The sequence below is a fragment of the Citrobacter sp. UYEF32 genome (assembly GCF_040546205.1).
Taxonomy (GTDB): Bacteria; Pseudomonadota; Gammaproteobacteria; order Enterobacterales; family Enterobacteriaceae; genus Phytobacter; species Phytobacter diazotrophicus.
Map to the genome: position 1 here is coordinate 12,143 of NZ_JBEPNI010000013.1, position 26,071 is coordinate 38,213.

General features: G+C 46.9%; 35 protein-coding genes. 30 read left to right on the forward strand and 5 right to left on the reverse strand.

The window, feature by feature from the left end; genetic code table 11:
* Positions 1-34: 34 nt before the first annotated feature.
* Together trbB and ABIB59_RS25230 are read right to left on the reverse strand one after the other, a co-directional pair.
* On the reverse strand, positions 35-991 hold the full coding sequence (trbB, locus tag ABIB59_RS25225) for a P-type conjugative transfer ATPase TrbB (RefSeq protein ID WP_033557801.1): 957 nt from the start codon (positions 989-991) through the stop codon (positions 35-37).
* 187 nt (positions 992-1,178) lie between these two features.
* A complete protein-coding gene (locus ABIB59_RS25230; RefSeq protein ID WP_033557800.1) occupies positions 1,179-1,592 on the reverse strand; it encodes a transcriptional regulator in 414 nt (137 codons plus the stop codon).
* A gap of 106 nt (positions 1,593-1,698) precedes the next feature.
* Here ABIB59_RS25230 and ABIB59_RS25235 point away from each other — a divergent pair, with 106 nt between their 5' ends.
* From ABIB59_RS25235 to ABIB59_RS25355, 25 genes are all read left to right on the forward strand, one after another.
* Positions 1,699-2,058: a single-stranded DNA-binding protein gene (locus ABIB59_RS25235; protein ID WP_033557799.1), complete on the forward strand. Its 360-nt coding sequence runs from the start codon at positions 1,699-1,701 to the stop codon at positions 2,056-2,058.
* A 23-nt stretch (positions 2,059-2,081) separates the two neighbouring features.
* The gene (trfA, locus tag ABIB59_RS25240) at positions 2,082-3,050 is read left to right on the forward strand and encodes a plasmid replication initiator TrfA (RefSeq protein WP_240532223.1); all 969 of its coding nucleotides are present in this window, start codon (positions 2,082-2,084) and stop codon (positions 3,048-3,050) included.
* 1,029 nt (positions 3,051-4,079) lie between these two features.
* Complete coding sequence (locus tag ABIB59_RS25245) at positions 4,080-4,376, forward strand: type II toxin-antitoxin system RelE/ParE family toxin (RefSeq protein WP_033557798.1); 297 nt, start codon at positions 4,080-4,082, stop codon at positions 4,374-4,376.
* Positions 4,377-4,385: 9 nt separating this feature from the next.
* The gene (locus tag ABIB59_RS25250; RefSeq protein ID WP_033557797.1) at positions 4,386-4,694 is read left to right on the forward strand and encodes a HigA family addiction module antitoxin; all 309 of its coding nucleotides are present in this window, start codon (positions 4,386-4,388) and stop codon (positions 4,692-4,694) included.
* A 2-nt stretch (positions 4,695-4,696) separates the two neighbouring features.
* Entirely contained in the window at positions 4,697-4,945 is a 249-nt protein-coding gene (locus ABIB59_RS25255; protein WP_033557796.1) for an antirestriction protein ArdR, read from the forward strand.
* Complete coding sequence (locus ABIB59_RS25260) at positions 4,942-5,517, forward strand: hypothetical protein (protein WP_033557795.1); 576 nt, start codon at positions 4,942-4,944, stop codon at positions 5,515-5,517. Before ABIB59_RS25255 ends, ABIB59_RS25260 begins: the two co-directional genes overlap by 4 nt.
* Before the next feature lie 9 nt (positions 5,518-5,526).
* The gene (locus ABIB59_RS25265; RefSeq protein ID WP_033557794.1) at positions 5,527-6,093 is read left to right on the forward strand and encodes a hypothetical protein; all 567 of its coding nucleotides are present in this window, start codon (positions 5,527-5,529) and stop codon (positions 6,091-6,093) included.
* 89 nt (positions 6,094-6,182) lie between these two features.
* On the forward strand, positions 6,183-6,380 hold the full coding sequence (locus tag ABIB59_RS25270; protein WP_033557793.1) for a DUF905 family protein: 198 nt from the start codon (positions 6,183-6,185) through the stop codon (positions 6,378-6,380).
* A 58-nt stretch (positions 6,381-6,438) separates the two neighbouring features.
* Positions 6,439-6,759 (forward strand): glyoxalase superfamily protein, encoded by a 321-nt coding sequence (locus ABIB59_RS25275; RefSeq protein WP_354037459.1) that lies wholly within the window; start codon positions 6,439-6,441, stop codon positions 6,757-6,759.
* 91 nt (positions 6,760-6,850) lie between these two features.
* Positions 6,851-7,318 carry an antirestriction protein gene (locus ABIB59_RS25280; RefSeq protein ID WP_033557791.1) on the forward strand — a complete coding sequence of 156 codons (468 nt, stop codon included), beginning with the start codon at positions 6,851-6,853 and terminating at the stop codon, positions 7,316-7,318.
* A gap of 47 nt (positions 7,319-7,365) precedes the next feature.
* Positions 7,366-8,490, forward strand: a complete 1,125-nt coding sequence (locus ABIB59_RS25285) for a protein klcB (protein WP_354037461.1) — start codon at positions 7,366-7,368, stop codon at positions 8,488-8,490.
* A gap of 359 nt (positions 8,491-8,849) precedes the next feature.
* The gene (locus ABIB59_RS25290) at positions 8,850-9,074 is read left to right on the forward strand and encodes a DUF2688 domain-containing protein (protein ID WP_072019480.1); all 225 of its coding nucleotides are present in this window, start codon (positions 8,850-8,852) and stop codon (positions 9,072-9,074) included.
* Between the two features lie 38 nt (positions 9,075-9,112).
* A complete protein-coding gene (kleE, locus tag ABIB59_RS25295) occupies positions 9,113-9,433 on the forward strand; it encodes a KleE stable inheritance protein (protein WP_033557788.1) in 321 nt (106 codons plus the stop codon).
* 28 nt (positions 9,434-9,461) lie between these two features.
* A complete protein-coding gene (locus ABIB59_RS25300) occupies positions 9,462-9,851 on the forward strand; it encodes a hypothetical protein (RefSeq protein ID WP_354037464.1) in 390 nt (129 codons plus the stop codon).
* A 382-nt stretch (positions 9,852-10,233) separates the two neighbouring features.
* Positions 10,234-10,716, forward strand: a complete 483-nt coding sequence (locus ABIB59_RS25305; RefSeq protein WP_033557786.1) for a hypothetical protein — start codon at positions 10,234-10,236, stop codon at positions 10,714-10,716.
* Between the two features lie 70 nt (positions 10,717-10,786).
* Positions 10,787-11,569 carry a toxic anion resistance protein gene (locus ABIB59_RS25310; protein ID WP_033557785.1) on the forward strand — a complete coding sequence of 261 codons (783 nt, stop codon included), beginning with the start codon at positions 10,787-10,789 and terminating at the stop codon, positions 11,567-11,569.
* Positions 11,569-12,684 (forward strand): toxic anion resistance protein, encoded by a 1,116-nt coding sequence (locus ABIB59_RS25315; RefSeq protein WP_033557784.1) that lies wholly within the window; start codon positions 11,569-11,571, stop codon positions 12,682-12,684. The genes ABIB59_RS25310 and ABIB59_RS25315 overlap by 1 nt, the downstream gene beginning before the upstream one ends.
* 1 nt (position 12,685) lies before the next feature.
* Positions 12,686-13,552 carry a hypothetical protein gene (locus ABIB59_RS25320; protein WP_354037466.1) on the forward strand — a complete coding sequence of 289 codons (867 nt, stop codon included), beginning with the start codon at positions 12,686-12,688 and terminating at the stop codon, positions 13,550-13,552.
* Between the two features lie 151 nt (positions 13,553-13,703).
* Entirely contained in the window at positions 13,704-14,060 is a 357-nt protein-coding gene (locus ABIB59_RS25325) for a TrfB-related DNA-binding protein (protein ID WP_033557782.1), read from the forward strand.
* A gap of 2 nt (positions 14,061-14,062) precedes the next feature.
* Positions 14,063-14,821, forward strand: a complete 759-nt coding sequence (locus ABIB59_RS25330; RefSeq protein ID WP_033557781.1) for a ParA family protein — start codon at positions 14,063-14,065, stop codon at positions 14,819-14,821.
* Entirely contained in the window at positions 14,821-15,129 is a 309-nt protein-coding gene (locus tag ABIB59_RS25335) for a hypothetical protein (protein ID WP_033557780.1), read from the forward strand. The genes ABIB59_RS25330 and ABIB59_RS25335 overlap by 1 nt, the downstream gene beginning before the upstream one ends.
* A gap of 22 nt (positions 15,130-15,151) precedes the next feature.
* A complete protein-coding gene (locus ABIB59_RS25340) occupies positions 15,152-16,168 on the forward strand; it encodes a transcriptional repressor gene korB (protein ID WP_033557779.1) in 1,017 nt (338 codons plus the stop codon).
* Positions 16,169-16,295: 127 nt separating this feature from the next.
* Positions 16,296-16,493, forward strand: coding sequence for an antitoxin VbhA family protein (locus ABIB59_RS25345; protein WP_033557778.1), 198 nt, complete (start codon positions 16,296-16,298; stop codon positions 16,491-16,493).
* Positions 16,490-17,503 (forward strand): KfrB domain-containing protein, encoded by a 1,014-nt coding sequence (locus ABIB59_RS25350; protein ID WP_077779780.1) that lies wholly within the window; start codon positions 16,490-16,492, stop codon positions 17,501-17,503. The genes ABIB59_RS25345 and ABIB59_RS25350 overlap by 4 nt, the downstream gene beginning before the upstream one ends.
* 22 nt (positions 17,504-17,525) lie before the next feature.
* On the forward strand, positions 17,526-18,206 hold the full coding sequence (locus ABIB59_RS25355) for an IncP plasmid survival protein KfrC family protein (RefSeq protein WP_033557777.1): 681 nt from the start codon (positions 17,526-17,528) through the stop codon (positions 18,204-18,206).
* A gap of 220 nt (positions 18,207-18,426) precedes the next feature.
* Here ABIB59_RS25355 and traM read toward each other — a convergent pair whose 3' ends face one another.
* From traM to ABIB59_RS25370, 3 genes are read right to left on the reverse strand one after another with little or no spacing between them, the layout of a single operon-like run.
* On the reverse strand, positions 18,427-18,867 hold the full coding sequence (traM, locus tag ABIB59_RS25360; protein WP_033557776.1) for a conjugal transfer transcriptional regulator TraM: 441 nt from the start codon (positions 18,865-18,867) through the stop codon (positions 18,427-18,429).
* Complete coding sequence (locus ABIB59_RS25365) at positions 18,867-19,649, reverse strand: P-loop NTPase family protein (RefSeq protein WP_033557775.1); 783 nt, start codon at positions 19,647-19,649, stop codon at positions 18,867-18,869. The genes traM and ABIB59_RS25365 overlap by 1 nt, the downstream gene beginning before the upstream one ends.
* Positions 19,649-20,071 (reverse strand): TraK family protein, encoded by a 423-nt coding sequence (locus tag ABIB59_RS25370; RefSeq protein WP_033557773.1) that lies wholly within the window; start codon positions 20,069-20,071, stop codon positions 19,649-19,651. The genes ABIB59_RS25365 and ABIB59_RS25370 overlap by 1 nt, the downstream gene beginning before the upstream one ends.
* 348 nt (positions 20,072-20,419) lie before the next feature.
* Between ABIB59_RS25370 and traJ the strand changes: the two genes are divergently transcribed.
* Genes traJ through traF form a run of 5 tightly spaced genes read left to right on the forward strand, consistent with a single transcriptional unit; the run spans position 20,420 to position 26,056 of the window.
* Complete coding sequence (gene traJ / locus ABIB59_RS25375; protein ID WP_033557772.1) at positions 20,420-20,779, forward strand: conjugal transfer transcriptional regulator TraJ; 360 nt, start codon at positions 20,420-20,422, stop codon at positions 20,777-20,779.
* A gap of 28 nt (positions 20,780-20,807) precedes the next feature.
* On the forward strand, positions 20,808-23,441 hold the full coding sequence (traI, locus tag ABIB59_RS25380) for a TraI/MobA(P) family conjugative relaxase (protein ID WP_354037470.1): 2,634 nt from the start codon (positions 20,808-20,810) through the stop codon (positions 23,439-23,441).
* Positions 23,438-23,599, forward strand: coding sequence for a hypothetical protein (locus tag ABIB59_RS25385; protein ID WP_210761545.1), 162 nt, complete (start codon positions 23,438-23,440; stop codon positions 23,597-23,599). Before traI ends, ABIB59_RS25385 begins: the two co-directional genes overlap by 4 nt.
* The gene (locus ABIB59_RS25390) at positions 23,583-25,526 is read left to right on the forward strand and encodes a type IV secretory system conjugative DNA transfer family protein (RefSeq protein ID WP_354037472.1); all 1,944 of its coding nucleotides are present in this window, start codon (positions 23,583-23,585) and stop codon (positions 25,524-25,526) included. The genes ABIB59_RS25385 and ABIB59_RS25390 overlap by 17 nt, the downstream gene beginning before the upstream one ends.
* Positions 25,523-26,056: a conjugative transfer signal peptidase TraF gene (traF, locus tag ABIB59_RS25395; protein ID WP_354037474.1), complete on the forward strand. Its 534-nt coding sequence runs from the start codon at positions 25,523-25,525 to the stop codon at positions 26,054-26,056. Before ABIB59_RS25390 ends, traF begins: the two co-directional genes overlap by 4 nt.
* Positions 26,057-26,071: the final 15 nt, after the last annotated feature.

The following is a 26,071-nucleotide window of genomic DNA, read 5'->3' on the forward strand; positions in this document are numbered from 1 at the left end:
ATAAAACGTAGCTGTGTATAAGCGTCCTCCCTGTTTAAGCTGCAATGAGGCGAGAAATGTAATCACCACCTTCAAAGCCCTGAACTTCACGAATTTCTTTAATGCGGCGACCTTCCGGCGTTTTTGATATCTGAACAACCACATCAACGGCTTCACCAATAACCGGCTCAATTTCACGCGGTGCAAACGGGTTACGTGAAATAAGTGAACGCAGGCGCGTTAAGGCAGATGCGGTATTGTTTGCGTGAAGGGATGCTGCGCCCCCTTCATGACCGGTATTCCAGGCATCGAGCATATCCAGTGCTTCCGGGCCGCGTGTTTCACCCACAAAAATACGGTCCGGGCGCATACGCAGGATCAGACGAAGAATATCTGTCATCGATACATCAACAGTGGTGTGGTACTGAACATAGTTTTCTGCTGAACACTGCAGTTCACCCGTATCTTCAATGATGCAAATACGTTCATTCCCGAACTGGCGAACAATCTCCGCAATGATGCCGTTAAGAAGGGTTGTTTTCCCGCTACCGGTTCCCCCGATTACAAGGATGTTTTTATGTGCAGAGATAGCCTGACAAATGTAGTCGGCCTGTGCCCTAGTCATGACATTATTTTCAACGTATTCATCAAGCAGGAAGATGCGGGAGGCTTTCTTACGAATTGCAAATGCCGGACCTGCAACCAGCGGCGGGATCTGACCTGCAAAACGCGAACCATCAATAGGTAATTCGCACTCAAGATATGGCGAGGTATGATCAATTATTTTGTCATGAAAACCCGCGATTGTTTGTAGGATGGTTTTTGAGCGCATCTTGTCTAAAGTACCCATGCAGAACATCGGTTGCCCGAATCGTTCGCGCCACACTTTTCCGTCCGGGTTAAGCATGATTTCAAGCGTCTCAGGATCTTCGAGGGCTTCCATCAGTAGTGGCCCCATATCTCTTCTGAGTTTTTCAATAGCTCTCGAATCAACCGTATCTACAGCGCTCATAAAATCCTCTTTATCTTTACACTGCTTTTACAAAACAAATTTACGGCAAACGATATACCGAAACAAAGATGCAGGCAAGCCTTTATCCCACATTAAAGCGAAATTTTTGTAAGTTTCAGGGGAAACGAAACGGGGAAATTTTAGCGGCTAAAATCTGCTTCCCTGCAGTGGAGTTCCTTTTCTGGCGTTAACCTTCGTTCTTTTGCTGGAGTTGCTGGAGTTCTGCAAGTAATTCTTTTGCTTCCTGCCCCAGCTTATGGCGTGTCGATTCACTCCATTTACGCACCTGGAACGCCTGCTGTTCAGACAGGACTACAGAAATACGCACATAACCAGGCGGCAGGCTTTTAACTGGCTTACCATCTGCCATTAGCATCAGGCTGTTTTCGTCAAGGTCAGTAGTTTCGAGTAATTCAGGGAGGGCTACATCAAGGGCATTTGCGATACGTTCCATCACCCGCAAGGAAGGGTTAGCTTTACCGTTAGTCAGGTCAGATAAAAATGAAATCGACACACCGGCCTGGTGGGAAAGCTCCTGCTTTGTCATGTTCCGTTCTTCAAGCAGTCTGAGGATGTTAGTAAAGAAAATTAGGTTGTACACAATACGCTTTCGCCTCGATGTAAATTTTAGCGGCTAAAATCGTTGACCGCCTCAAATTGTATAGCTAAACTGAAAGCTCCCTAACTACTGAGGTAGAGATCTTTGTATGAAAAGTCTTAATCGCTTTCAGTTTATCGGAAATTTAACAAAAGACACAGAGCTAAAAAGCAAGCCTGATCAAACATCGCTCGCAATTTTCGATATAGCCGTTAATGGGAGCTATACCGATCAGCAGACGAACGAAGTCAAGGAATATACAGATTATTTCCAGATTAAGGTATGGGGTAAGACAGCAGAAAACGCAGTTAAGTACCTTGGCAAAGGCTCTCAGGTGTTTGTTGAAGGTACAATCCGTAATACACAGTATACCGTGGGGGATCAGAAACGTTATGGTACTGATTACATCGCTGACAAAATCCAGTTTCTGAATACGAAGGAACCGGCTGCTTCCGGCAATGAAAACTGATTGCTGCAGCAACATGGGATAGAATGAAAGGCCCGTTATGGGCCTTTTCTCAATTCGCAGGTAAAGCGGCTGAGGCTTTTATGAAAGATGACAAAACACATTCAGAACTCGATAAGCTGAAACAGGCTGCGCTGGCCCAGCGTAAAAAAACTATCGAAGAGAAGAATACACAAAAGCAACTGACGCTTTTCGACATTGCGCCATGGCCTGATTCCATGCGAGCACTACCTAACGATTATGCTAGGTCTGCGCTCTTTACTGTTAAAAATAAGCGCCAGCCCCGCGAAGCTCTGCAGAAGAAAGAAATCTATCATATCAATAAGGATGTGCGGATCACCTATACCGGCCTTGAGCTAAGGGCCGATGATGACGAGCTGGTTTGGCAACAGGTACTGGAGTACGCCAAAAGGAAGCCCATGGGTGAACCCATTACTTTCACGTTTTATGAACTCTGCCAGGATTTAGGATGGTCTTATAACGGGCGTTACATCAGCAAAGCTGAGGAATGTCTTACCCGTCTGCAGGCAACGGCCATGCAATTCATTTCTGATCGCGTCGGGCAGCTGGAGTCTGTTTCTCTCATCGGACGATTTCGAGTTATTGAGCGCGGAACGCGGCAATCGCGTTGTGAAGTGATGATTGATAAGGAAATGGTTTTGCTTTTTGCCGGGGACCATTATTCAAAGTTTATTTGGGAAAAATACCGCAAGCTGTCTCCCACCGCTCGCCGTTTGTTTGACTATTTCAGTTCACACCGTGATCCGTATCCAATGAAACTGGAAACGTTTCGTCTCATGTGCGGTTCTGAAACTTCTGCGTCACGTAAATGGAAACAACAGGTTTCGAAGGCTTGCGATGAACTTAATGAAAGCGGATTGGTTCATAACGCTTTCGTCAACGGTTCATCAGTTGGTTGCCAACGTACCAATCCCGCCATGGTCAACACTCCTGACGGGAAAGAGGGTGAAGGCGACCAAGAGCAAATTTCATGACATATGAGGTACGCCTTCATGACATATGAGGTACGCCTCAAAAGTTTAGCTGTACAGTTTACGGGCAAAAAAAAAGTTTAGGCCGTGTTTAGTTCTTGCCAGCTCTTGCTAATACATGCCAATAAATTCTCTTGTGTATTTTATCAACAAATTCTGTGGATAAGTCTGTTAACAACCGGGTATTGTTATGACATATGAGGTACGTTTTGGTGACATATGAGGTACGCCTTCATGACACATGAGGTACGCTTTGGTGACATATGAGGTACGGCTTCATGACATATGAGGTACGCTTTCATGACATATGAGGTACGCCTGTGGATTGAATTTTTTATAAAAATCAACAGCATAAAACACCTTTCCACACCCCTCTAACCAGATCTTTAACCGATCCTTTAACCGATCTTTTAACCATTTTAACCAAAATATATATAACCTTATTTTTAACCGCGTCTACGACGCCCCCGAAGGGGGGAAACCCCCCTTCTCAATCCCACCCGGCCGCAAGCGGCCTCCCATCCCCCCAGGGGCAAGCCCCTCGACCGCAAGCGGTCTTCACCCCAAAATGACTCACTCGCTACGCGAGCTTAGGCCGCTACGCTCTGCCAGAGATAAATCTCTGGCGAAAACCCCAGCCATCATGAATCGCACCCTGCCTGACCCATCAAAGGATTTCTGTTCCGGGCCAACACATGGCCCAAAACAGAAACCTTGACGGATGATGTAACTAAATAATGATTACTCACTCGCTACGCGAGCTAGGCCGCTACGCTCTCAGCAAAGGTGAACCTTTGCTGGAAGCAATCTGCCAGCTACCAGAACGCAGTACGCATCGTAAATCAGTGTCGCCAGACAGAAAGAAGGTTTTACGCCAAGAGAAAGGCTTTTCAGGGCAAAGGATCATTGAGGATCGATCCATACCTTAGATCCTTTTCAATGCTCCGTTATGGATGCATCATGTTCCATTTTGGTTGCACGGTAAGGCATTGGTGATATAATAATCATTCAATAGTCAGGTGAGGCGGTGGAATGATTGGGAGCTTTAAGGACGGCCAAAGTGAACTTGCCCTGTTCTACTTCAACGGAACGCGTAGCGCACAGATCCCGGCCCTGATTGAAAAACCGCTTCGACGTAAATTATCGATCATAGAAGCCGCGAGCAGCGAAAAATCACTTTTCGCGCCGCCGGGAAATAATTATGAACGCCTGCAGGGGAATCTGGCCGGATGGTCAAGCATCCGGGTAAACATCCAGTGGCGTTTGATTTTTCGCTGGCGAGACGGCCACGCATACGAGATTTACCTCGATCCACATAAGTACCGTTAAGGGGGCGATATGGATACGATCATGGCAGAACCTACCACCGTAGGCGAAATGCTTTCAGAAGAGTTTTTAAAGCCGTTGAATATCACTCAGGCAGAGCTGGCGCAGGTTATGGGGGTTTCCCGGAAAGTAATCGGGCAAATCATTAATAACAGTCGGCGTATCAGCGTTTCCGAAGCCTCTCAGCTGGCCGTTCTTTTTCAGACTGATGAGGATTTCTGGATTAACCTGCAGGCCGCTCATGACCGCTGGGAAAGCCGTAAAATCATCGCTAGCAGTCATTTCCGTCCTATTCAGGATTTCCTGGCTGCGGCGGGTTAATCATGGATTATGTAAGCATTGCTCATCGCTGGCGGCAACATAACCCGGATATGGCCGAGAACGGTATAGTTCTCATCTGGAAAAAAACTGCATATGGCTGGAAAAACTGTTTACGTGATGCGCAAGATGAACAACCTGGAGCTATTGCCGTAGACTGTGACGGTAATATTTTTATTGCCGAAGGGGGTAATGACTATGATGGCGCAAAATGTTGGGTAGTGCTCGATTCTGACAAAAGGGAAACAATATGAATGGTGGCAGTTCAGCAGATATTACTTCGGCCTTATCTTTATTCATGATAAGTATGCCAGTAGTAACAGGGGTAATAAGTTACTTATCATTAAGTATGTGTATTTCTAACTATTCACAAGCGAAATTTTTACAAGATTTTCTGAACAAGAAATTTGTATTTTCTACCAGTGATGACGTTTTTAGCCCGGATAACCCAAATACAAGAAAATTTTATTGTAAAAAAAGAAAATATAGCTTGGTTACTGCATGTGCAAGTTTTATAGCATTTTGCGGATTTATAGCGCTTTTCGTGGCGAATATGATTGAATCAGGGGATTACAGGTCAGCAATTTTGGCTTTGTCTTCATTTGTTCTGTTTTTTTGTATTGAGTGCTTATTTGGAGCAATTGGCTCATTAAAGGTAAATAATGAATTTAGTGAAGATGCTAAAAAGGAATTATCGGAAGACGGATACAATAAAATAAATAAATTATTTTTGAAAAAACAAAGTCGATTTTATAAGGCTATGCTGTTTTTTTCTGTGGTTGGTATTGTCATATCCGGTATCAGTATTATTAAATTCTTCGGGTAAGGGTTAAATATGAAACAGGATGCTCACTTTGAATCGGTCTTCACTGTTGGTACATTTGGGGCTGATTTAGGCACAGTGCTACCTACTGCATTAGGAGCAGTGTTATATATTATGATTGCTTTCTTGCAGCACCATTTTGACCGTGCGAAATATTTAGGCAATGTACTTAACGGACATATCCAGCCCGATATAAATTTAGATGGCGCAAATACACACTTTTTGAAATTGCTTAGACAAAAACACCTGGCGCTGGGATGGCTAACGTCAGTTTTTGCTGTGGCTTTTGCAATTTTAAGTGTTTATTACATGGTAAACATCGCGAACGCACAACATTTATCATTGATGATGACTGCTTTTCTGCTGGCATTTTGCATTCATCGTACATTCCTCATCGTTTTTTTATGGTTTTCCGCCAGAAATGAAAATCGGGAACTGGAGAAAAATATATCATCTGATTTGTATAACACAGTATTCCTTAAACTAATAAAAACAGAGGGGATTGTGTTAACACTCAATATTCTTATTCCGTTTATAGGGATGATTGGATTTGCCTGGTTGCTATTCAGGCTAATTTAGTCAATAAGACTATACATTATAGGACATTTTGTCCTATAATGTATCTGAAGGCCGGGTAATTCACCCAGGTCATTTACCGGAGAACTCCGATGAAAGATGTACTTAAAAATATCCCTCCCCTTTTGGATACTGTGACTGTCAAGGTTTCTAATATAACCAAATATGATGATCATCAGGTCGAAATCCGTGAATCAGATACCAATCTACTTATCTGGCGGGCATGGGATTTTGAACCTGATTTTGATTATAATTTTAAGCAGCAGCTGGAGCGGTTTTTAAAACGCTAATGTTTCAGATAAGCCCGCGCAGCGGGCTTTATCAGTGAATATTGAAGAGGTATAAATAATGTCCAGTGGTTCTCGTATGAAATATACAGATAACACAAACCCAAAGATTGATATCGGAGTTAGGGAAAAAATACTTTCCCGATTAATAAAATTTGATCTAGTGGAATATGCTGATCAAGTATTTAAAGCATTGCTTGATTTCAATATTATTGAGTTAGATGTTAATGAAATCAAACGACATGCACGGCATTTAAAAAAAACCTTAAATGAAAGCGGGATAAACATTAAAGTTACGCAATCGCAGGAATTAGTTGCTGCCTTTTATAATTACAGGGATTTTAAAACTGCTCATGCGAAATTAAGCGATAATCACGAATGAATGTTAATTTTCTTGACGTATAGGACATAATGTCCTATACTTTTTTTTGAAGGCCGGGTAATTCACTCAGGTCAACTACCGGAGAACTCCGATGGATAATGAAGTTATTGTTACTGCCCGTAAAATTACCGATTATGAAGAACGCCTGATGTTTATGCCGAAATTTTTCGGCCAATACTGGCATTTTGTTGAAAACCACACTTATAACTGGATGCGCAAATTAAGCCCTGAAAATAAAAGTAATTATTTGAGCAGTGCGCTGGATAAAATTGAGGCGCATTACGACGGCGGTGAATGGGATTTTTATGAACTCTCAAACGGTGGTTTTTTTATGGCCCCAAATAGCCGGGAGCACTACCGTATTTCTGTCCAGGGTAATTATTTTGACGGCCTTTTAACCGCAGAGGCTGCGGGTATGGTAGTAACCAGCTTTGTACTCGCTCAACTCGCTAATTCTGAACTGCCTTTCTCCGAACGGTGTAATGATTATTATCATCGGTTATTTGATTATGCTTACGGGCATAATGAATATACGCAGTTTCGTGCCGCTATCGATTAAATGAGTCTGGTCCCCCTGCCCTGCAGGGGGTTTTTCAGGAAGGTACTATGTCAAAAAATTATCCTGGGGATGACTCGCGTGATCAGCAAATGGAAGTTCTCGCGAAGCAGCTGCCTGACGATCATCGTATTCTCGATGCCGCTTATTCCGCACTTATTGATCTGAACGAAGCCTGTATTGCCGGTGATAGCGAAAGCCGCGATGTTGCTGTTCTTCGCTTTGAAGCCTGCATATGGAAATTAAACGGAAATACTTTTTTTGGCTGCAGCAGCGGAGAACGTGATGCTGCGAATGTTATCAGTGACTATTGCCGGGCTGAGGGGGGGGGTGTACCGATTTGGGGCCAGAACGGTGAATTTATCGTAGAAAACACTGCAGGAGGCCGCGCGCGGGTTGAGATTAAAGCGGGCTGCATGATTGGGTATCTGTCAGCCTCTTTTAATGCAGTAGACCTTGGCGCACCATTTGTTTCAGAGACGGGCTATCGTTCTTATATGTTTAGCCTTTCTGAGGTTAAGCTTGGGGAAACCGTTGCTGCACATATGACGCGCATATTTCAGAGCCTGGTTGACGCCAGAAAGAAACCTCTTTTCATCGCTTCTGACTCGCGCGACCGTCTGGCTGCTGAATATTTGCCAGATTGGATGAAGTCATTAACCCCCCCGCCAGACAGAACGCCTGAAACGCTCCCTGGTGGATTTGTCAGGGTTGAGGTGCTTCTGCCTGCCCCTAAAGCATTTATCGCCCGAAAATGGGCTGTAGCGGCCCAGGAACGTATAACTGATATCGTACACAGGGAACGTGAAGAACGCCTGGCTGCGATGGAACAGGAAAGAGAGAGGCGCAGGCAGCTGGCACAGGAACGTCCAAAAGAATATAAAGACCGGCTTACTACCGTTAAGCAGTACAGAGAGTTTTATATTGGTGCTCGTTGCGAAGTCGTCAGTGTGCATCATCCAGTTTTTACTAAAACCATTGGCACGATTGTAAAAATCGTTACGATATACGATACCGGTAATGTACAGGCATATGAAGATAAACCGGTACGCTACCGTATCAACCGACGCGGCGACAGGGTGGTTGATTTTGACCCGACCTGTATCCGATCTTTTTACAGCGTTGATCAGCTGAAACTGCTTGATAATAACGAAAACAACCTGGGTGAATCGTGAATGCAAAATAACCCCTACCCTGCGGCTATCAGGCCGGAGTGTTTTTTATCCTACGGCGCTGGATGGATTTGTCCGACGCCAGAAGAAATTCGCACCCTTCTGCAAATCGCTCAACTAACGGGCAGTAAAGCAGCGACACTGACCGGTCTGAAAGACTCCAGAACGGTGCGCCGGTGGATTGGGGGAGATACACCAATACCCTTTTCATCCTGGGCTATCCTGGTTGAATACGCAGGCTTTGGTAAAATTTGGGGTGTGTGAAAATATTTTAGCCGCTAAAATTCCCATTTAGGACAAAATGTCCTATAATGTATATAAAGGCCGGGTACATCACTCAGGTCAACTACCGGAGAACACCGATGAAGAAATCACTTGTTCACACACATTGCAGGCGCTGTGGTTGCAGTCTCATCATGTCAGAACGTAGCATTTGGGGAGCTGATGCCCTAAAAGCTGAATTAGGGCAGATTTGTGCTGATTGTCTGACACCAAAAGAACATCATCGTATCTGTACAGAAATCATGGAGCTTGCTGTTCGGCGTGTATGCAGGCCGACATTAACGCTTCAACGTCGAGGACACTGACTGCCGGTTCCAGTGTACCCATCCAGCAGGAGGCCAGTATGACCAATGTAATTAAGTTTCCTCGTCATGAGGACAGCAAGCCGCAGGAAGAGACGCACCAGACAAAGAATGGTAATGCGTCTGACAGCACTTTGCGCAATATTTTGCATGGTGTCATCGGTGCTGTTTACCTGGTGCTGGTCATCCTCTGGATTCCTGTACGGATAATGCTGATTGCGAATGTTCTGTTGCAGTTTTTCAGAATGCTCTTTAACTGGAGTCATGGCCCGTTCACTGCAGCATGGCCATTCGTGATCAGTTTCCTTTTGCTGGCCGCTCTTACTTACATCATGGCAACCTGGAAACCCAAAGCGCCCTGATATGAGTGTGAGAGCTGCGGGAGAGAATATGATTTTCTATTACCGTGATTTACAACCCTATGCAGTCGGACTTCTCATTTTGCTGGCTCTTTCAGTCATCGTATTTCTGTTGTCGGTCTGGATGCTTAAAAAAAGGAACAAGGGCGAGCACTTCCTGGACGGGAGTCTTTTGCTGGCTGCCATATCGTTTAGCGCATTACTGGTCATGTATGGTTCTGTACCCGTTTATAATGACAACGATATCAGCCAGGGAAAGGCGCTGACACAGTGCCGGTTAGTTGAAGAAAATGCCCTTCCCGGCACGTTCAGTGAAGCTGTAAATAAAGTGAATTGCGACGGAGTGATAAAAAATATCCCCGTAAGTGATTTTAATCGCTTTACCTATGCTTATGAAAAAAGAGGACATGTAGCGTCATGAGGTTTTTACAGGAGCGGTGGCATTTCTACCTTTTCCTTTTTTCTGGCGTAATGATGCTGTTCACTGCCGTAGTATTTCTGTCTGCAGGCGAACCTAAAATTGCATTTGCATGTTTACTTGGGGCTGCAGCATCGCCCGGTCTGATGCCGCCAGATTATTACTCCTGCCACACAGATAGCCCTAATTTACTGATACGCAGACTGGCTGCATGGGGCCGCCAGTCCAGGGGGATATCGCAGCTATTGTGTATAGCGGCTATCGTTCTGCTGTTCAGAGAAGTCATCATTAAATAAGCCGGCCTATGCCGGTTTTTTTTTGAAGTTTTTGTTGCCCTGCATGATTTGTTTAGCTAAACTTTTGTATAGCTAAACAAGGGGGCTATATGAAACAGATCTTAACTACTGCAGAACATAATCAGGCGCGGGCAAACGTTCTTACACTCCGCTCGCTTCTTGACACCTACGCCTCAACCCATTCCAAAAAACATGGCTGGAAAACGCTTCTGACTCTTTTTCTGCCTGGCGCGATGATCCTGTTAGTTGGCTATCCGTTTATGACGGATATCAGTCCACTTGCAGGCGCTGCCTTCACGCTTATTCCTTCCATCTGTGTTTACGGTTTGTACCTTGGCCCTGCGGGTTATCTTGCGGGGAACTGGAAAAACGATGAGATCACAATGTCTGATCTGCAGAAAATTCGCGAGTTTGCGCCGTTTGTCAAAGAAATAGTCAGTAAAGCGATGGAGCACAACGGCGGCAGCCTGACCTATACCGTGCTTGAAGACCTGTTAAAAGATGCAGAAGAGGCTTTGAAGCAGGATGAACTGCGTTTCAATATCAGCAAACAGCTAGACGCGGGCGTGTGAGTGCCACACCCACAGATTTTAGCGGCTAAAAACATAGCCGCTTAAATCCTCCTGGAATACAGAGGTAAAGATGACGACTAACCCACTGACCACTATCCCGACAATTGAGAATTTAAGGGAAGCATTCTTGCCGATACTCTTTACGGAGGCTGACGCTATCAGCCGTTACGGGGAGTCAGTTGTATCGCAGGACAATGGCGAACGCTATTCCCGTCTAATTGAAAAATCTGCTGTTTCTGCGCTGGCACGGAAAATTGTCGAGATCAAGGACGAGCTGAACGAGGCAGACCCGCGCCGCATAGCAAAAGAACCATCCTGGTTCGCACGGTTTACCGGTAAACATCTTGAAAAAATGGTGCGGTATCAGAACGCCAGAAGCAACGTAAACAAGCTGGTTGAGGAAGGAAAATCATTATCTGAGCATGTTAAAGAGTTGCTTACCGTCCTGCAGGAACTGAAAAGCCAGTATGAAATTGAAAAAAACAAGCTGCAGGTATATTTGGATGCCGGTAAACAATTATTGAAAGAAATCCCTGATAGCAGCCCCGCAGATGCAGTAAGTATGGTGGTTGCTAATCCCCGTGCGCGATTCTCAAGAAGGCTGGCGAATCTGGCGACCCTGCAACATTCTCATGACTTGAGCATCATGCATATGAAAATCGTGCAAGCGAACGCCATCGATATTTTGGACCGCTTCAAAGAGACAGAAAAAATCATGGTTCCTGTTTGGCAGGAGCATACGCTTGCCCTGCTTACCGCTAAACATATGAACCCGGAAATGATCGCTCAGGCAACGCAGGCGCATACGGCCCTGATGACCAGTCTGAATAAAAGTATTGAGGGAATTGAATAATGAACACACAAACTACTGCCACAACTACGGAAATCCAGCCATTCGTTATTACACCGGCTACGCTGTCACAATTCGGTTTACGCCAGGAAGATGAAGCGGATATTCGGGCGCTTGCTGACACGATTGATATTGCTTCCCCTGATACCGTGTATGAATTTGGTCATGGTGTTGCAGAACACACGTCTCGTTATGCCGATGAATTACTGGAAAAGATGAACCGCAGGAACACCGGCGAAGCAGGGAAAAAACTGAATGAAATTCTCAGCCTGGCTCGTGCGAATAATGAAGCCAGCGCGGGCCTTCATGAATCCAGACTACCGGTAATTGGCCCGCTCATTAACCGTATCATTAATCGCGGAAAAACTTTTGCGGACCAGTTTCAGTCCACGAAAGAACAGATTGACGCTCTTATTTCCGAAGTGAACACAACACAGGCCAATCTTTCCGACAGTAATCGGGTGCTGGATCAGATGCACAAAGAAGTAACGAAAGAATATCGTCTTCTTGGCGTCCATATTGCCGCAGGCAAACTTTGTCTGAATGAGTTACATGACAAACTGGATGGCATGAAGCAGACCGTTGGTGATGACCCCTTAAAAATGAATGAGATTGGCGATATGGAAATGGTGATCTCAAATCTCAATAAACGCATTGGCAACCTTATTGTCTCTCAGCAGTCAGCATTGCAGATACTGCCAATGATCCGGGTTATTCAGGGTGTTAACCGTAACCTCGTTGATGAGTTCCATACGGTCAGACAGGTTACGTTTCCTAGTATGAAACGTCAGTTTTTGATGACCGCAGCCCTTACGGAAGAAAAGGAGGCAGAGGCGCTGGCCGGAGAGCTGCATGATGTTAAAAACGAGCTTTTGATCAGCAATGCTAAATTATTACGCCAGAATGCGGTTGCGGTGATGAAAGCTAATCAACGTCTTGGCGATGATATTAAAACGCTGAAAGTGGTTCAGGACACGCTTTTCCAGACCGCAGAAGATATTGCAAAAGTTCATCAGGATGCGGCCACGCAGCTGCTCGATGTAGAAAAAGAAGTTCTGGCAATGCGTGAGAGTCTTCGCGCTCGTTTTGATGATAAAGCTACCCTGCAGGAGGCTTAACGTGAAACGCGTCGAGATGAGTCACCAGGTTAATCAGCTTGCGAAGAGAACCTGCAGGATCAAAAAAACTGGCCTTATTTTGCTCATTACATCAGTCATTTTTGGTTTGCTCGGCGGGATAGCGCTCCTGTTAGCGCATACCTTGCAGCCTGATTACAGGGAATTTGTACTTTATGTACCGAAAATGCTAATTCCCGCAGGTCAGGGGGATGGCTCTGCAGGGTTTTCGAATCCATTCAGTTCAATGGTCGATTCATTACGTACCTTTGGCATTGTAATTGTTGTGATTCTATTGTTATTCGCTGGCTATCGGGCATTCGTTCAAGGTGAGTCCATTGCCTCACTTGGGATTTTAGCTGCCTTTGTTATGGTGTGTATCCCGGTTTACACTGTCATGCTCCCGTTAGCAGATGATGAACCAGTATCGGATCTGAAACGAATCCAGCAATATGTGAAGGAAGACCGCGCACAACCCCTGTTAGAATATGTCCAGGAAAATGTTCATACGCCAGAAATGAGATTATCCTGGGAGTATGCCTGTCTGTCTGCACAGGTTGCAATTAAGACAGGGAAACCCGCTGCGGAGCTTGCAAAACAGGCTGTCGAAGGTTATGCCAAGGATGAAAAAACCTTAAAAATGGTCCCGTCAGATATCAGCTATGCAATGGAAATGACAGCTTTTAATAGAGCTGTATCAGCACCGGCTTTACGCTATGAAGCTGGCAGTCTGAAAAAAGTGAAATTTTTTTCAGGCGTGGCTCGTTCGGGATTTTACTGTGCTGCAATTCTGCTTATCCTGGGCTTAATACTGTTCAGCAGCGGGCTACGGCTAAAACGTCGCGTTTCATATTTGCAAACGTACTACTAAACTGAACCCGGTACGCCGGGTTTTTTCGTTATATCCGCTCTTTTTGGTGTTTTAGCGGCTAAAATCGTTGACCATTACACGCGGTTTAGCTAAACTTTGTTTGTGGCGTTGAGGCTGCAGCCAAAAAGGGTATGAGTCTGGAAGTAAAAATATGACGACCCAAAAGGGCTTAAATCTGAATGACAGTCACGCGCCTGGTGAAGAAAAAGGCGAAAAGAAAAAACTCTCAAAAGAGGATTTTTATCGTGTCACCAGAAACCTCAGCGTAGGGCAGCAGACGCTTGATATAGCCTACGGGGTATTAGTGAAAGGCAAACCACAAAAGCACTTTGTGGAGACGCTGGATATTTCACGCGGGGCGGTATCACAGGCAGTAAACCGCGTATGGGATGCCTACAAACAAGAAGTTCCTGACGGTTTTGTGCGCCTTGAAGTGGTATTGCCGGAGCGTCAGGCATTCATTGTGAAAAAATGGGCTGATGAGGCCAAACGGAAACAGGAAGATTAGCGATGAAAGTATTGGTTACAGCAAATCAAAAAGGGGGAGTTGGCAAAACTTCCACTCTGGTTCATCTGGCGTTTGATTTTTCGGAAAGAGGCAAGCGGGTAGCTGTAATCGATATGGACACGCAGGGGAATGCTTCTTACACCCTGCAGGAGCTGTCTTCTGGCATCCGTGCAAGTGAATTGTGGGGCGATATCGAGCAAGAACGTTTTGCCGCTATACCAGATACCGGCATTGCCCTTATTGAGTCCGATACTCAGCTGGCGAATGTTGAAAAACTCAGCTTGCAGGAAATGGTTATTGGTTTCCGTAAGAACATGGAGAATCTGGCCCGCTGTGGTTTTGATGTTTGTCTGATTGATACTGCCCCAACACTCAGTAATGCGTTGATTGTAGCGCTGGCGAGTGCAGATTTTGTGGTGTCACCGATTGAACTGGAGGTGTATTCCATCCAGGGCATTAAAAAAATGCTGACAACCTTTAATCAGGTCAAACGCCAGATGAACAAAAAACTTGAGTTCATTGGGATGGTGCCGAGTAAGGTTGACGGGCGTAACCCCCGTCATGTAAGGCATTTGGCCGAGCTGCAGAATGCCTACCCTTCTCTTATGGTTCCGGCTTCAATAGGTCTTCGTAGCAGTATTGCAGATGCCCTAGCGTCTCATGTGCCGGTATGGAAGATCAAGAAAACTGCCGCCCGTAAAGCCAGTCAGGAAATGCGCGCACTTGCCAATCATGTATACAGCAAAATGGGTGTCGCATAATGAAAATTGATACTGCAATGCTTGATGCCGCCAGTAAAACAGCGCCGGGAGTATCCCGGTCTGACATTGAGCGCATTCTGACTGCTGCCTTTCAAGGCCAGATTGAAATGGTGGAAGGGGCCGGTAAAACCCTTAACGCTGGAAAAGATACTTACCCTGATCAACTGGTCGTATCAATCAGTGATTCACATACGGCCCTTAGCGTGGCGAACCAGCTAATTAGTGCTGTTTTGTACTGTCCTGGACAAACCACATTAGAACGCCCTGTTCATCTGTTATTCAGTGGCGAAGCGCAAATTTGCAAGTGAACGAGTTGGAGAGAATAGCAAAATGAATAAAAAAAATTCTGGCCTTGGCCTTGATACTGTTGGCGACCTTTCTAACTTCTTAGATCCTGATGTGGGGAGTGATGGTAAACCGCTGATGCTGGATATCGATGCAATCGATCCAGACCCGGAGCAACCGCGTAAGCAGGATAACCCAGGTTTCTCTGAGGAATCCATTAAGGAGCTGGCTGACACCATCAAAGCGCGGGGTGTAAAAATGCCAATTTCCGTGCGTGAAAACCCGGAGCAGGCGGGGCGTTATATTATCAATCATGGTGAACGCCGCTGGCGTGGCAGTAAAGTTGCCGGAAAAAAACAAATCCCCGCGTTTATTGATAATGATTACAGTGACGATGACCAGGTGATCGAGAACATTCAACGTAATGACCTCACAGCGCGTGAAATCGCGGTGCATATTGGCCGCAAACTCGCTGCAGGCGTAACTAAGTCGCAGATTGCAAAAACGCTGGGGAAATCACCTGCCTTTGTCACGCAACACGCCGCACTGCTTGACTTACCGGATTGCATTGCCGATGCCTTTAACAAAGGCTTAATCCGTGATGTGACGGTTGTGAATGAGCTGGTTACAGCTTACAAGCAAGATCCTGATGAAGTGCAAAAGCTGCTTGAAGAAAATGAAGGTGAAGATATTACCCGCAGTGCAGTGAAGGTTTTCCGTGAGTTTCTTGATGATAAGGAAGCGAACAAACGCGACCCGCTCACCATTGATGCTTTTAATGGCCGTGCTGATGGGGAAGAAGGTGAAAGTAGCGAAGACAATGACGGCATCGATGAAAATGACGTGACTGACAAGACCCGCAAAAAACAGGAAAAGGAAACTGACCCGGACAAGTTTAAAAAAGCGATAGTCATCGTGGAGTACCTGGGCGAGCAGGGCCGTCTTCTTCTCAACAAACGTCCAACCGAGGAAGGGCTGGCATGGATAAAATTCGATTCAACCGGCGTTGAAGAAGAATTAAATCTGGAAAATGTGAAAATTGTTTGCCTTATGGAAGGGTAATCAGTTATCAATATCCGCTCAAAATCCCGCTTTTGCGGGATTTTTTTTAAGTTAAATACTGTATTGAGTGATTTTAGCGGCTAAAATATTATAGAATATAGCTAAACAATTTAGTGTAGGAGGGGCCATGTCAAACAATGCTGTCAGAGCGAGAGGATTCAAAAAAGCTGAGGCAAGTCTGAAACTTGAAGGCATGGACCCAAGCGGAACCCCTCTGTACGAAGGTATCAAAAAGCGTATTATTGCCGGTGATGTTTCTTATGAGCAGGGCCGCGCAGAAATTTTTCAGCATTATGCCCACCGTGCCAAACAAGACCAGGCATGAGTGACAATAAAGACCCGTATCTTTATCCGGGCACAGATACTCTCATCAATACTGCCGGGATCAGGGATAAAAATTTACTGGAAGAGTTTGAGCGCGATACGGTAGCGCTGAATCTTTCCCAGCTTGAAGAAACCCCGATCCTTGGTCCTTTCGACGGTCAGCGCCTCAAGGAAACTCACAAGCGCATTTTTTCCGGCATTTATCCATGGGCCGGGGAGTATCGGGAAAACACAGGGATGATGGTCAAAGAGCGCCTGGGAAATCAGGTGGTGTACGCTGATTCAGCATACATTGAACCTGAGTTGAATAAACTTTTCCGAACGCTGGAGAACGAGCAATTCTTTCACGGAATGGACCCCGAAAAATTTTCAGAGCGGTTAGGACATTACTACGGCGAATTAGATGCTTTGCATCCATTCAGGGAAGGGAACAGCCGAACGCTCAGACAGTTCACGGCAGATCTGGCGTTAAACGCTGGCATGAACCTGGACTGGTCTATGGTGGCAGCAGATGATGATGCACGGAGAAAACTGTATCTTGCGCGTGACGTGGCCGTTATCAATGCAGATTCATCAATGTTAGCCGAGATTATAAAAAAAGCAGTCAGCCCTATTCCTACCCTGGCTGCAGAAGAGATTACCAGGAGTAACCCCGACATGAGCAAAGAACGTGTTCTTGTCATGAACGGCCAGCGCGTGCTGCAAAGCGAAGAGGCAGGCAAATGGAAAAACGACAACGTAGATAAGGCCGGTATCATTAAACCGGGTATTTACCCGCTTTACTTATCTAAAGGGCCGGATAAGGCGAATGCTTATAACGGGCCAATCTTACATGCTGATAAAAATTCGGTATATCAGCAGGTAGGGAAGCAAATTATCAAGCATGACCGACAGAATTTCGATAAACTGCCAGAAGTGGGTACAGAAAAAAGTATCTCTTATGACCAGACTTCCGGCAAAGCCCAGGTAGCAGCAGCAACAGAGAAGCAAGGCCGGAAGTTCTCCCGATAGCGAATAGCGAAGGAGCACCCGGATGAAACCAGTAACCCCCTTTCGGAGTCCCGGCCTAGGCCGGGATACACAACCCCCCCGCACACCGCCTGATCTTAAGCCAGACCATACTGCAGATTCTGACGCCGCTAATATTCAGGAGCAGGTGCAGCAGCTGCATGACGAACAGCAGCAGTTAGCCGGTGAACATCCCCAGCTGCAGGAAACAAACGCTGAAAATGGCAACGTGGCGCAGGAATATCAGGACGCTGTAGATGCTGCGATCGCAGAAAAGGAAACTCAGGCCGAGAATCTTGAAAACCGGCTTGAATCCATGATCGATAAGCAAGAAACAGTTTTGCAGCAGATGATGAGCAAACAGCCAGGATTCCTCTCGCTACCCGGCCAGAAAGCAAAATGGCAGTCACAGGTTCAGCAGCAACAGGCATTGTTAAGCCGCTTGCAGAACCGCCTTGAAACAGTCAAAGAAATTCATGATGGCATGGGGTTACATGGTCCCAAGATACATGAACTGGCGACAGCTAAAGTAAGACATGACAAACCGGAACTAGCCGAAGACTGGGACGAAATGCGTGCTGCTCACCGGGCGCATGAAAATTTGATGCGCAAGCAAGCCAGGGAACAAAAGGAAAAGCTACGAAAAGAACAGGCTCCCACACAGGGGAAAAGTAACAGTCTGAGCCTTTCACGATCAATTGACTAATAGCAAGGCCCAAAAACAGCGGAACCCCGCATAGCGGGGTTCAGGCTGGTTGTCGGCAAGGCATCAAACAACAGAATCACGATACGATTACTAATGGCTGCATTTCGCTTTCCCGCCTTGCTAGGGGGTTGCCTAAACCTCACCGCATCGCCAAAAAATAATACTTAACTGGCAACACCTTTGCAATTACTCTAGCCGCTACAATTTTAGCGGCTAAAAACTAGTTCCAGAATGTCGTGATAAACGCAATGGCTGCAGCGGCCAGCGTAATAACGCTGGCAAAAACATTCCACATCACCAGGCGCTTTGCGTTCCTGCTCTCAGCGCGGGATTTATTGAGTTCGTCGGCCACAGCCTGGCGTACCAGGTCAGTTGTTTGACTGGCTGCAGACTTCAATACCTGTTCCATCGCCTCCCTGTTCGCTTTCAGGGCGGCGTTAAGAATACGGTCAGCCTTATCCTTGGCCGTGAAGTCCCATTGCATCAGCGAGCTTTGCAGCTCTGATTTCAGCTCATCCAGAAGCTCTTGCTGCTTTTCACGGCTTTCCTCCAGCATGAAGCGAAGCATGGTAGGAACCACCAGAATAGGATCGGTGACATCCAGTACAACGCCATGCTCTTTAGCAATCAGGGCAATGAGTTCTTCTGTTTTTTCGTCCATCAGATCACCGTAGCCAGATCCAGTTGTTCAAAAATAAGGGCGCGAACCTGTTTAATACGCTGACGAACCATAATCGAAAGAGACTTGTCAGCAATGGCCTCATCAAACGTCTTATAGTTTTCCAGCATTTCGGCAAAATCCTGTCCGTGAAGATCCTTTTTAAGTACAGGTAAACGGATTACCGCATCAATCTTATCCTTGTTTGTCAGGTAGGCTTCTGACTGTTCGAATGGCACACCCTGATCGGATTCGACAGCACCCCAATATGGGTTCATCCAGATTACAAAACGGGTTTCTGCAGGATACTGTTCCACCATAGCCCGGAAACCTTCGACCGTGTAATCATGTGCCTGGCCGCCGACAATGGAAATGTGAATAACGAGCTGCTTACCCATTTCATAGAGCAGTCCAGGAATTTGCTGGCTAATCAGGTAACTCGATAACGGGATGAAGGAGGGTGCGCCGTTATCAATGATAACGTCATGGTCGCCAGCCTCTTCAATCCACTCAATTAGCGTGTCCAGTTTGCGCTGATTAATATCATCACCTTCCATGATATCCAGCTGGCGAACGTTCAGCGCCTTATAGTTAGAAAATGTCGGGTTAAGTGGATCAGTATCGATACAAACCGGGGTTTCGCTTTTACTAACTTTGTACATCGCAAGCAGGGCCATACTCACGGATTTCCCACAACCACCCTTGCCTTGTTGTGCGCTGTGTACCGAATGGCGTACCGGCATTGATTCCGGTTCAGTCTGCAGTTTGTTTTTGTCTGTAGGCATTATTTAGTCCCCTTTGTAGGCGGTTTAAAATGAAACGCTGGAAGCTGACTACCGGTAGGCGATGGCGTATCTCGTTGTACCTGCGTCTTTTCTGGTATCACAGTTTTGCTCTGTGGCTCCCCGGTCTTCTGTCTTTCGTTCTTCGCTGCAGCTTGTGCCTGTTTTATAACAGGCGCTGCTGGTTTCTGTTCCCGTATGTATCGCTTAACATGGCGTCGAAAAGTTTCATATGTCGTAGTGACACGACCTGTCTCGTGCATGTGCTCCCAAATCGTGGTGAGCGAATACCCAGCCTCCATAGCCGTTCTCACATCATCACGGATTGCCAGAAAAACCACTCTGGCAGTGTTTGCACTGCTGCTGTTAAGCCCTTTTTTCTGTGCTACCCACTCCTGTAGGTCAGCTAAGTAATCTTTTCCCATCCGTTAACCTGCGTGTGTATTTGTGGTGTATTTCTGTGTATTTGACTGTGTATCTGAGCAGGATAGCAGTTGTATATGGCCCGGAAAACGTTGGTTTTCCGGGGTATGTGGCATAGTAGCGCCGTTTTTTCGTTATATCCACAGTTTTGCACCAAAAAACACGACAATCCACTTTTGGTTGTGTACACTTTCCTTGGCGTAAACACCGGCGAAAGCCGGGCAGGACATGTAAAGTTAGCTAACCTGTAAACAGGTTATCAACTTTACTCTCCCCGTATTCGCATCTTCGATGCTCAAGGGGAGTCCTGCTCTGCGAGGCTACGCGGCTACCGCCGCGAGTGAGGTCAAATGACAGTTCAAACGAAAAGTACACGTAAGCACGGCAAACACATTCGTGTGCCGGTTCTGCCAGAAGAAGAGGCGCTCATTAAGCGCAATGCAGATGCGGCTGGACTGAGTACCGCAGCATTTCTGCGTAAGGTTGGTATGGGCTACGAGGTTGAATCCATGGTTGATATTGAACAGGTTCAGGAGCTGAGTCGGGTAAATGGTGATTTAGGCCGACTTGGGGGATTGCTGAAATTGTGGCTCTCAAATGACGAGCGAACCCGTAATTTTTCCCCGTCGCTGATCAAAACTCTTTTGGGAAAAATAGAGTCAACCCAAAACGAGTTACGCACAGTTATGGACAGGGTACTGAGCAAATGATTTTAGCCGCTAAAATTGGGGGGGTATCGTGATATCCCGTCACATTCCCATGCGCAATGTCAAAAAGAGTAGTTTTGTGGAGCTTGCCAAGTATGTGCAAGATCCACAAAACAAACAGGAGCGCGTGGGTGTCATTAAAGTAACTAACTGCCATCATGAAAATATCCTTGATGCAGCCCGGTATGACATTGAGCCTACACAACGGCGTAATACGCGCTCTGAGGGCGACAAGACTTATCACCTTGTCGTTTCATTCCGTCCAGGAGAAAACCCGTCTCAGGAAGTTCTGGACGCTGCAGAAGAACGTATCTGCGCGGCTATGGGGTATGCCGATCATCAACGTGTCAGTGCTGTACATTACGACACTGATAATGTGCATATCCATATCGCCATTAATAAAATTCATCCACAAACCCACAATATTCATACGCCCTACAACGATTACAAAACCCGTTCTGCCGTATGCCTGGCACTCGAAAAGGAATTTGGCCTTGAAAGTGACAATCACCGGCCAAGTAAAACGCGATCCGAAAATAATGCTACGGATATGGAAAGGCACTCAGGCCGGGAAAGTTTTCTTGGGTGGATTAAGAGGGAGTGTGCAGAGCAGCTTAAAAGCGCGGCCAGCTGGCAGGAATTGCATCAAGCCATGAGGCAAAACGGACTTGAATTACGCCAGAAAGGAAACGGTTTTGTCATAACCGGCCCGGAGGGGATAGGCGTAAAAGCCAGCTCTGTTGATCGCGTTCTTTCCCGTGCCTCCCTTGAGAAAAAATTCGGTGCGTTTGAACCCCCATCTGCAACAGGCGCAACGGTAAAAACAAAACCTTCCCCGGAGGCCATTAAGCAGCGTTTTGGTCCGGCTGCGCACGTCAAAAGGCCCGGAGATCGCCCGCCCCCTATGCGGGAAAAACGGCTGGTTAATCTAGGCGATGTGCCGGAAATGGAGATTAACAGCGGTAAACGCTATGAAGGCAGGCCGCTGGGAACTCAGGGAGCTAATACAACCGTTCTTTATGGACGTTATCAGAGCGAACAGCAGCAGCTGACGGCCACGCGTAATGAAGCCTTACGTCTGGCTAAAGTGAAACGTGATCGATTAATTGAAAATGCTAAAAGGACAGGAAGGCTAAAACGCTCTGCCATCAAATTACTTAAAGGTGCAGGTGTAAATAAACGCTACCTGTACAGCCTGGTCAGTAAAGCGCTGGGCGCCGAACTTGAACGCGCAAATGCCATTTACAAGAAAGACCGACAGGCAGCTTACGACATTCATAAACGCCGGACCTGGGCAGACTGGCTGCAGCATAAAGCCAGCGCCGGTGATGATGAGGCTCTTAAAATCCTGCGTCAGAGAAATGCTCAGGCGGCCAGAAAAGAAGCCAACCTGGTTCATGGTGACAAAGTGAAAAATGATGGCCGGATTCCGGGCCTGAAACCTGACAGCGTGACAAAAGAAGGCACGATCATTTATCGCGTCGGGGAAAGTGCTATCCGTGATGGTGGTCAACGTCTCGATATTTCACGCGAAGCGGGTGATGACGGGCTTCATGCAGCATTACTGATGGCAAAACATCGTTACGGGAACCAGCTAACGGTAAACGGTAGTTTCGACTTCAAAAAGCGCATTGTGGCCGTAGCCGCTGCGCGTGAAATCAATGTGACATTTTCTGATCCAGAGCTGGAAAAGCTGAGACAAATCCTCACTAAAAAAGCGGCCCGCGAACGTGAATACATCCATATTCCGTTTGAACAAAGAGGAAAAGCCCGTCAAGCCGGGGCCATGTGGGACACAGAAAAGAAATCCTGGTTTGTTGGTCCTTACTCGACCAGAGATCGGATTGAAAACTTTATCCGTATGAATGAGGAAAAAGACAATGAGCAAAGACGAGAAAGAAATTCCAGAACAGCAGGAACCGACTCAGGACGAGAACGAAGAGGCACTGCAAATGCTTCTGCAACAGATGAATCACGATTCTCAGGAAGAACCTCCGCTGATGCCGGAACCGTCTACGCAGACGGACGAGGGCGAGGACGAGCTGGCGCAGGCGATGGCATTACTGCAGGAGCAGGCCAGCCAGGAGGGGGAAATAATGCCCGCGCAGCAGAACGAGGTCACGAATCAGTTTCAGAACGAGAACATCGTAAGCCCAACGTTGCGCGACCTGGACGCCAGCCGCCGCCCTTCGCAAAAAACCGTCTGCGAAGAATGTCCGAACTCAGTATGGTTCGCATCGCCGGAGGAAGTGAAGTGTTATTGCCGGGTAATGTTCCTGACAAGCTGGAGCACCAAGCAACCGAACGTGTTGATCAGTTGCGACGGAATATACCTGGGGCAGGAGGAATAAATACCCCTGAACAGGTCACTCAGTCCCTTACTGGCGCACAAAAATATGTGGCCGAAAGAGAGGAAAAACGCCTTAAAGGGTTCGATATACCGAAACATAGAAGGTATAATTCAACGGATAAAGGTCAGTACGAATATGCAGGCCAGCGTAAAAGTGGGGATGAAACTTTAGCCCTGCTTAAACGTGATGATGAAATTGTTGTTATGCCTGTCAGCGATTACACCGCCCGGAGACTCAGTAGTATTAAGGTCGGAGAGGCAGTAACCCTGACACCTTCCGGCTCCGTCAGAAAAGCAAAAGGAAGAGGACGATGAATATAAGTGAATCAGGACAAACACATGTATCAGGTGATAAAGCCGTCGCTTTTGTCATTCCGTCTGTTTTGTCCTGGGAACAAACAATATCTGTAATGGATGTAACTGCAGATGCACCCTGGCTGATTAACGAGGATACCCATGAGAAAGCCGAATAATGCCGTAGGGCCGCAGGTCCGTTCCAAGAATAAAGCCGTTAAAGGAAAGCTGGTCCCTGCAATGGCGCTTACATCACTGGCTGCAGGCGTCCAGGCCGCAACTCAGTATTTCGCCTACAGCTTTAATTATCAGGAACTGCTGGGGCCAAACTTCAATCACATCTACGCGCCATGGTCATATTTCACCTGGTATTCTGCCTGGCATGATCGTTTGCCGGATGCGTTTTTTGCTGCTGGTAGTGTCGGGACAATGGTCGCTGCCGGTGGTCTGGTTCTGACAGCGCTAACCAGCATGATGAAAGCCAACTCATCCAAGGCCAATGAATACTTACACGGTTCCGCGCGATGGGCTGATGAGCAGGATATCAAGGCGGCTGGTCTGCTGGGAAACGATGAAGGTGTTTATGTGGGAGCCTGGGAAGACAAGAACGGCCAACTCCAGTATCTGCGTCACAACGGCCCGGAGCACGTACTGACTTACGCCCCTACCCGTTCCGGTAAAGGTGTGGGCCTTGTGGTCCCCACGCTGCTTTCATGGAAACACTCAACCGTTGTTACCGACCTGAAAGGCGAGCTGTGGGCTATGACCGCTGGCTGGCGCAAACAGTTTGCAAAAAATATCTGTCTTAAATTTGAACCCGCTGCAGCCAACGGTTCTGTTGCATGGAATCCGCTCGATGAAATCCGTGTAGGCACTGAAAATGAAGTTGGTGACGTACAGAATCTTGCCACACTGATTGTTGACCCGGACGGCAAAGGACTTAATGACCACTGGCAGAAAACGTCTCAGGCGTTGCTGGTCGGGGTTATCCTCCATGTCCTGTATAAGCATAAAAATGAAGGAACCCCTGCAACCCTTCCTTATGTTGATGCAATCATGGCCGACCCGGAAAAAGGCGCGGGCGAACTGTGGATGGAAATGACACAGTACAGCCATGTGAACGGAGAGAATCACCCGGTAGTAGGTTCTGCTGGCAGGGATATGATGGATCGCCCGGAAGAAGAAGCCGGTTCGGTTCTGTCAACGGCAAAATCTTATCTTGCGCTTTACCGTGATCCGGTTGTGGCCCGCAACGTCAGTGAGTCCCATTTCAAAATTAAAGACCTGATGAACCATGACGATCCGGTTTCTCTCTATATTGTTACGCAGCCGAACGATAAAGCGCGTCTGCGCCCACTGGTTCGCATCATGCTGAACATGATTGTGCGGTTACTGGCCGACAAAATGGAGTTTGAGCGCGTTGATAACAAACTGACCCTGTGGCAAAGGTTTAAACAGGCTGTTGGTTTATCGGTAGAAGGCACGAAACGGGTACAGACCAAAAAAACCTACAAACATCGTCTGCTGGCGATGATCGATGAATTTCCGAGCCTGGGTAAACTTGAAATCATTCAGGAATCGCTCGCGTTCCTGGCCGGTTATGGCATTAAGTTCTACCTCATATGTCAGGACATAAACCAGCTACGCAGCCGTGAAACAGGTTACGGGCCTGATGAAACTATTACCTCTAACTGTCACGTCCAGAATGCGTACCCGCCAAACCGTACTGAAACCGCAGAGCACCTTTCCAAACTGACAGGGCAAACAACGGTTATCAAAGAGCAGATCACGACCAGCGGTAAACGCGCCAGCGCTGTGCTGGGCGGGGTGTCAAAAACCATGCAGGAAGTACAGCGACCGCTATTAACCGTGGATGAATGCCTGCGTATGCCTGGGCCTAAAAAGAATGCAGAAGGCTTGATTACGGAGCGTGGCGACATGGTGGTTTATGTCGCTGGCTTCCCGGCCATTTATGGCAAACAGCCTCTGTTCTTCCAGGATGAAATTTTCTCGCTTCGGGCATCTGTAGCCGAGCCTAAGACAACCGACCGTATTCGCGCAGCAGCTGCGAATGATGACGCCAGTGATAGGGCTATTGCGATATGAAAAAAGTAACCCGGTATGCTGCTATCTGCGTGATTTCAGCGTCTGTTATTGGGGCTGTGGTGTGTGGTCTTGGCTATGCTGCCGGGTTACGCATCAATACCACGAAAAGTATTCCGGTCGGGCTTTATAAAATCAGCTCTAAAACCCCGGAGAAAGGGGATTACGTCATTTTCTGCCCGCCAGAAAAAGAAATTTTCGCTGTCGCACAGAAACGTGGCTACATCGGCAGCGGCTTCTGTCCGGGAGGATACGGCGAAATGATGAAGCGGATTTTAGCGGCTAAAGGGGATGAAGTGGCGTTTCGTGATGACGGTGTTTATGTCAACGGCCAGCCGTTGCCATACAGCAAACCGTTAAGTGTTGATCCGGGCGGGCGTGAACTGCCCGCTATTCGTGAAGTGTACACCCTGAGTAAGTCTGAATTACTGCTAATGACTGATCGTAGTCCCTCATCGTTTGACGGTCGCTATTTTGGCGCAGTTACAACGTCACAGATAATTTCGACTGTATTACCAGTTTTTACCTGGTAACTATTAAAGGTGATA

Coding starts and splice junctions, on each gene's coding strand:
- ABIB59_RS25265 (WP_033557794.1), top strand. CDS start 5,527: ATGAAACAGGATGCTCACTTTGAATCGGTCTTCACTGTTGGTACATTT.
- ABIB59_RS25290 (WP_072019480.1), top strand. CDS start 8,850: ATGAAGAAATCACTTGTTCACACACATTGCAGGCGCTGTGGTTGCAGT.
- ABIB59_RS25280 (WP_033557791.1), top strand. CDS start 6,851: ATGGATAATGAAGTTATTGTTACTGCCCGTAAAATTACCGATTATGAA.
- traM (WP_033557776.1), bottom strand. CDS start 18,867: ATGGACGAAAAAACAGAAGAACTCATTGCCCTGATTGCTAAAGAGCAT.
- ABIB59_RS25340 (WP_033557779.1), top strand. CDS start 15,152: ATGAATAAAAAAAATTCTGGCCTTGGCCTTGATACTGTTGGCGACCTT.
- trfA (WP_240532223.1), top strand. CDS start 2,082: ATGAAAGGCCCGTTATGGGCCTTTTCTCAATTCGCAGGTAAAGCGGCT.
- ABIB59_RS25385 (WP_210761545.1), top strand. CDS start 23,438: ATGAATATAAGTGAATCAGGACAAACACATGTATCAGGTGATAAAGCC.
- ABIB59_RS25275 (WP_354037459.1), top strand. CDS start 6,439: ATGTCCAGTGGTTCTCGTATGAAATATACAGATAACACAAACCCAAAG.
- ABIB59_RS25325 (WP_033557782.1), top strand. CDS start 13,704: ATGACGACCCAAAAGGGCTTAAATCTGAATGACAGTCACGCGCCTGGT.
- ABIB59_RS25285 (WP_354037461.1), top strand. CDS start 7,366: ATGTCAAAAAATTATCCTGGGGATGACTCGCGTGATCAGCAAATGGAA.
- ABIB59_RS25355 (WP_033557777.1), top strand. CDS start 17,526: ATGAAACCAGTAACCCCCTTTCGGAGTCCCGGCCTAGGCCGGGATACA.
- ABIB59_RS25370 (WP_033557773.1), bottom strand. CDS start 20,071: ATGGGAAAAGATTACTTAGCTGACCTACAGGAGTGGGTAGCACAGAAA.
- ABIB59_RS25270 (WP_033557793.1), top strand. CDS start 6,183: ATGAAAGATGTACTTAAAAATATCCCTCCCCTTTTGGATACTGTGACT.
- ABIB59_RS25390 (WP_354037472.1), top strand. CDS start 23,583: ATGAGAAAGCCGAATAATGCCGTAGGGCCGCAGGTCCGTTCCAAGAAT.
- ABIB59_RS25305 (WP_033557786.1), top strand. CDS start 10,234: ATGAAACAGATCTTAACTACTGCAGAACATAATCAGGCGCGGGCAAAC.
- trbB (WP_033557801.1), bottom strand. CDS start 991: ATGAGCGCTGTAGATACGGTTGATTCGAGAGCTATTGAAAAACTCAGA.
- traF (WP_354037474.1), top strand. CDS start 25,523: ATGAAAAAAGTAACCCGGTATGCTGCTATCTGCGTGATTTCAGCGTCT.
- ABIB59_RS25350 (WP_077779780.1), top strand. CDS start 16,490: ATGAGTGACAATAAAGACCCGTATCTTTATCCGGGCACAGATACTCTC.
- ABIB59_RS25255 (WP_033557796.1), top strand. CDS start 4,697: ATGGATTATGTAAGCATTGCTCATCGCTGGCGGCAACATAACCCGGAT.
- ABIB59_RS25335 (WP_033557780.1), top strand. CDS start 14,821: ATGAAAATTGATACTGCAATGCTTGATGCCGCCAGTAAAACAGCGCCG.
- ABIB59_RS25250 (WP_033557797.1), top strand. CDS start 4,386: ATGGATACGATCATGGCAGAACCTACCACCGTAGGCGAAATGCTTTCA.
- ABIB59_RS25300 (WP_354037464.1), top strand. CDS start 9,462: ATGATTTTCTATTACCGTGATTTACAACCCTATGCAGTCGGACTTCTC.
- ABIB59_RS25365 (WP_033557775.1), bottom strand. CDS start 19,649: ATGCCTACAGACAAAAACAAACTGCAGACTGAACCGGAATCAATGCCG.
- ABIB59_RS25330 (WP_033557781.1), top strand. CDS start 14,063: ATGAAAGTATTGGTTACAGCAAATCAAAAAGGGGGAGTTGGCAAAACT.
- kleE (WP_033557788.1), top strand. CDS start 9,113: ATGACCAATGTAATTAAGTTTCCTCGTCATGAGGACAGCAAGCCGCAG.
- ABIB59_RS25315 (WP_033557784.1), top strand. CDS start 11,569: ATGAACACACAAACTACTGCCACAACTACGGAAATCCAGCCATTCGTT.
- ABIB59_RS25260 (WP_033557795.1), top strand. CDS start 4,942: ATGAATGGTGGCAGTTCAGCAGATATTACTTCGGCCTTATCTTTATTC.
- ABIB59_RS25310 (WP_033557785.1), top strand. CDS start 10,787: ATGACGACTAACCCACTGACCACTATCCCGACAATTGAGAATTTAAGG.
- ABIB59_RS25245 (WP_033557798.1), top strand. CDS start 4,080: ATGATTGGGAGCTTTAAGGACGGCCAAAGTGAACTTGCCCTGTTCTAC.
- ABIB59_RS25235 (WP_033557799.1), top strand. CDS start 1,699: ATGAAAAGTCTTAATCGCTTTCAGTTTATCGGAAATTTAACAAAAGAC.
- ABIB59_RS25345 (WP_033557778.1), top strand. CDS start 16,296: ATGTCAAACAATGCTGTCAGAGCGAGAGGATTCAAAAAAGCTGAGGCA.
- traJ (WP_033557772.1), top strand. CDS start 20,420: ATGACAGTTCAAACGAAAAGTACACGTAAGCACGGCAAACACATTCGT.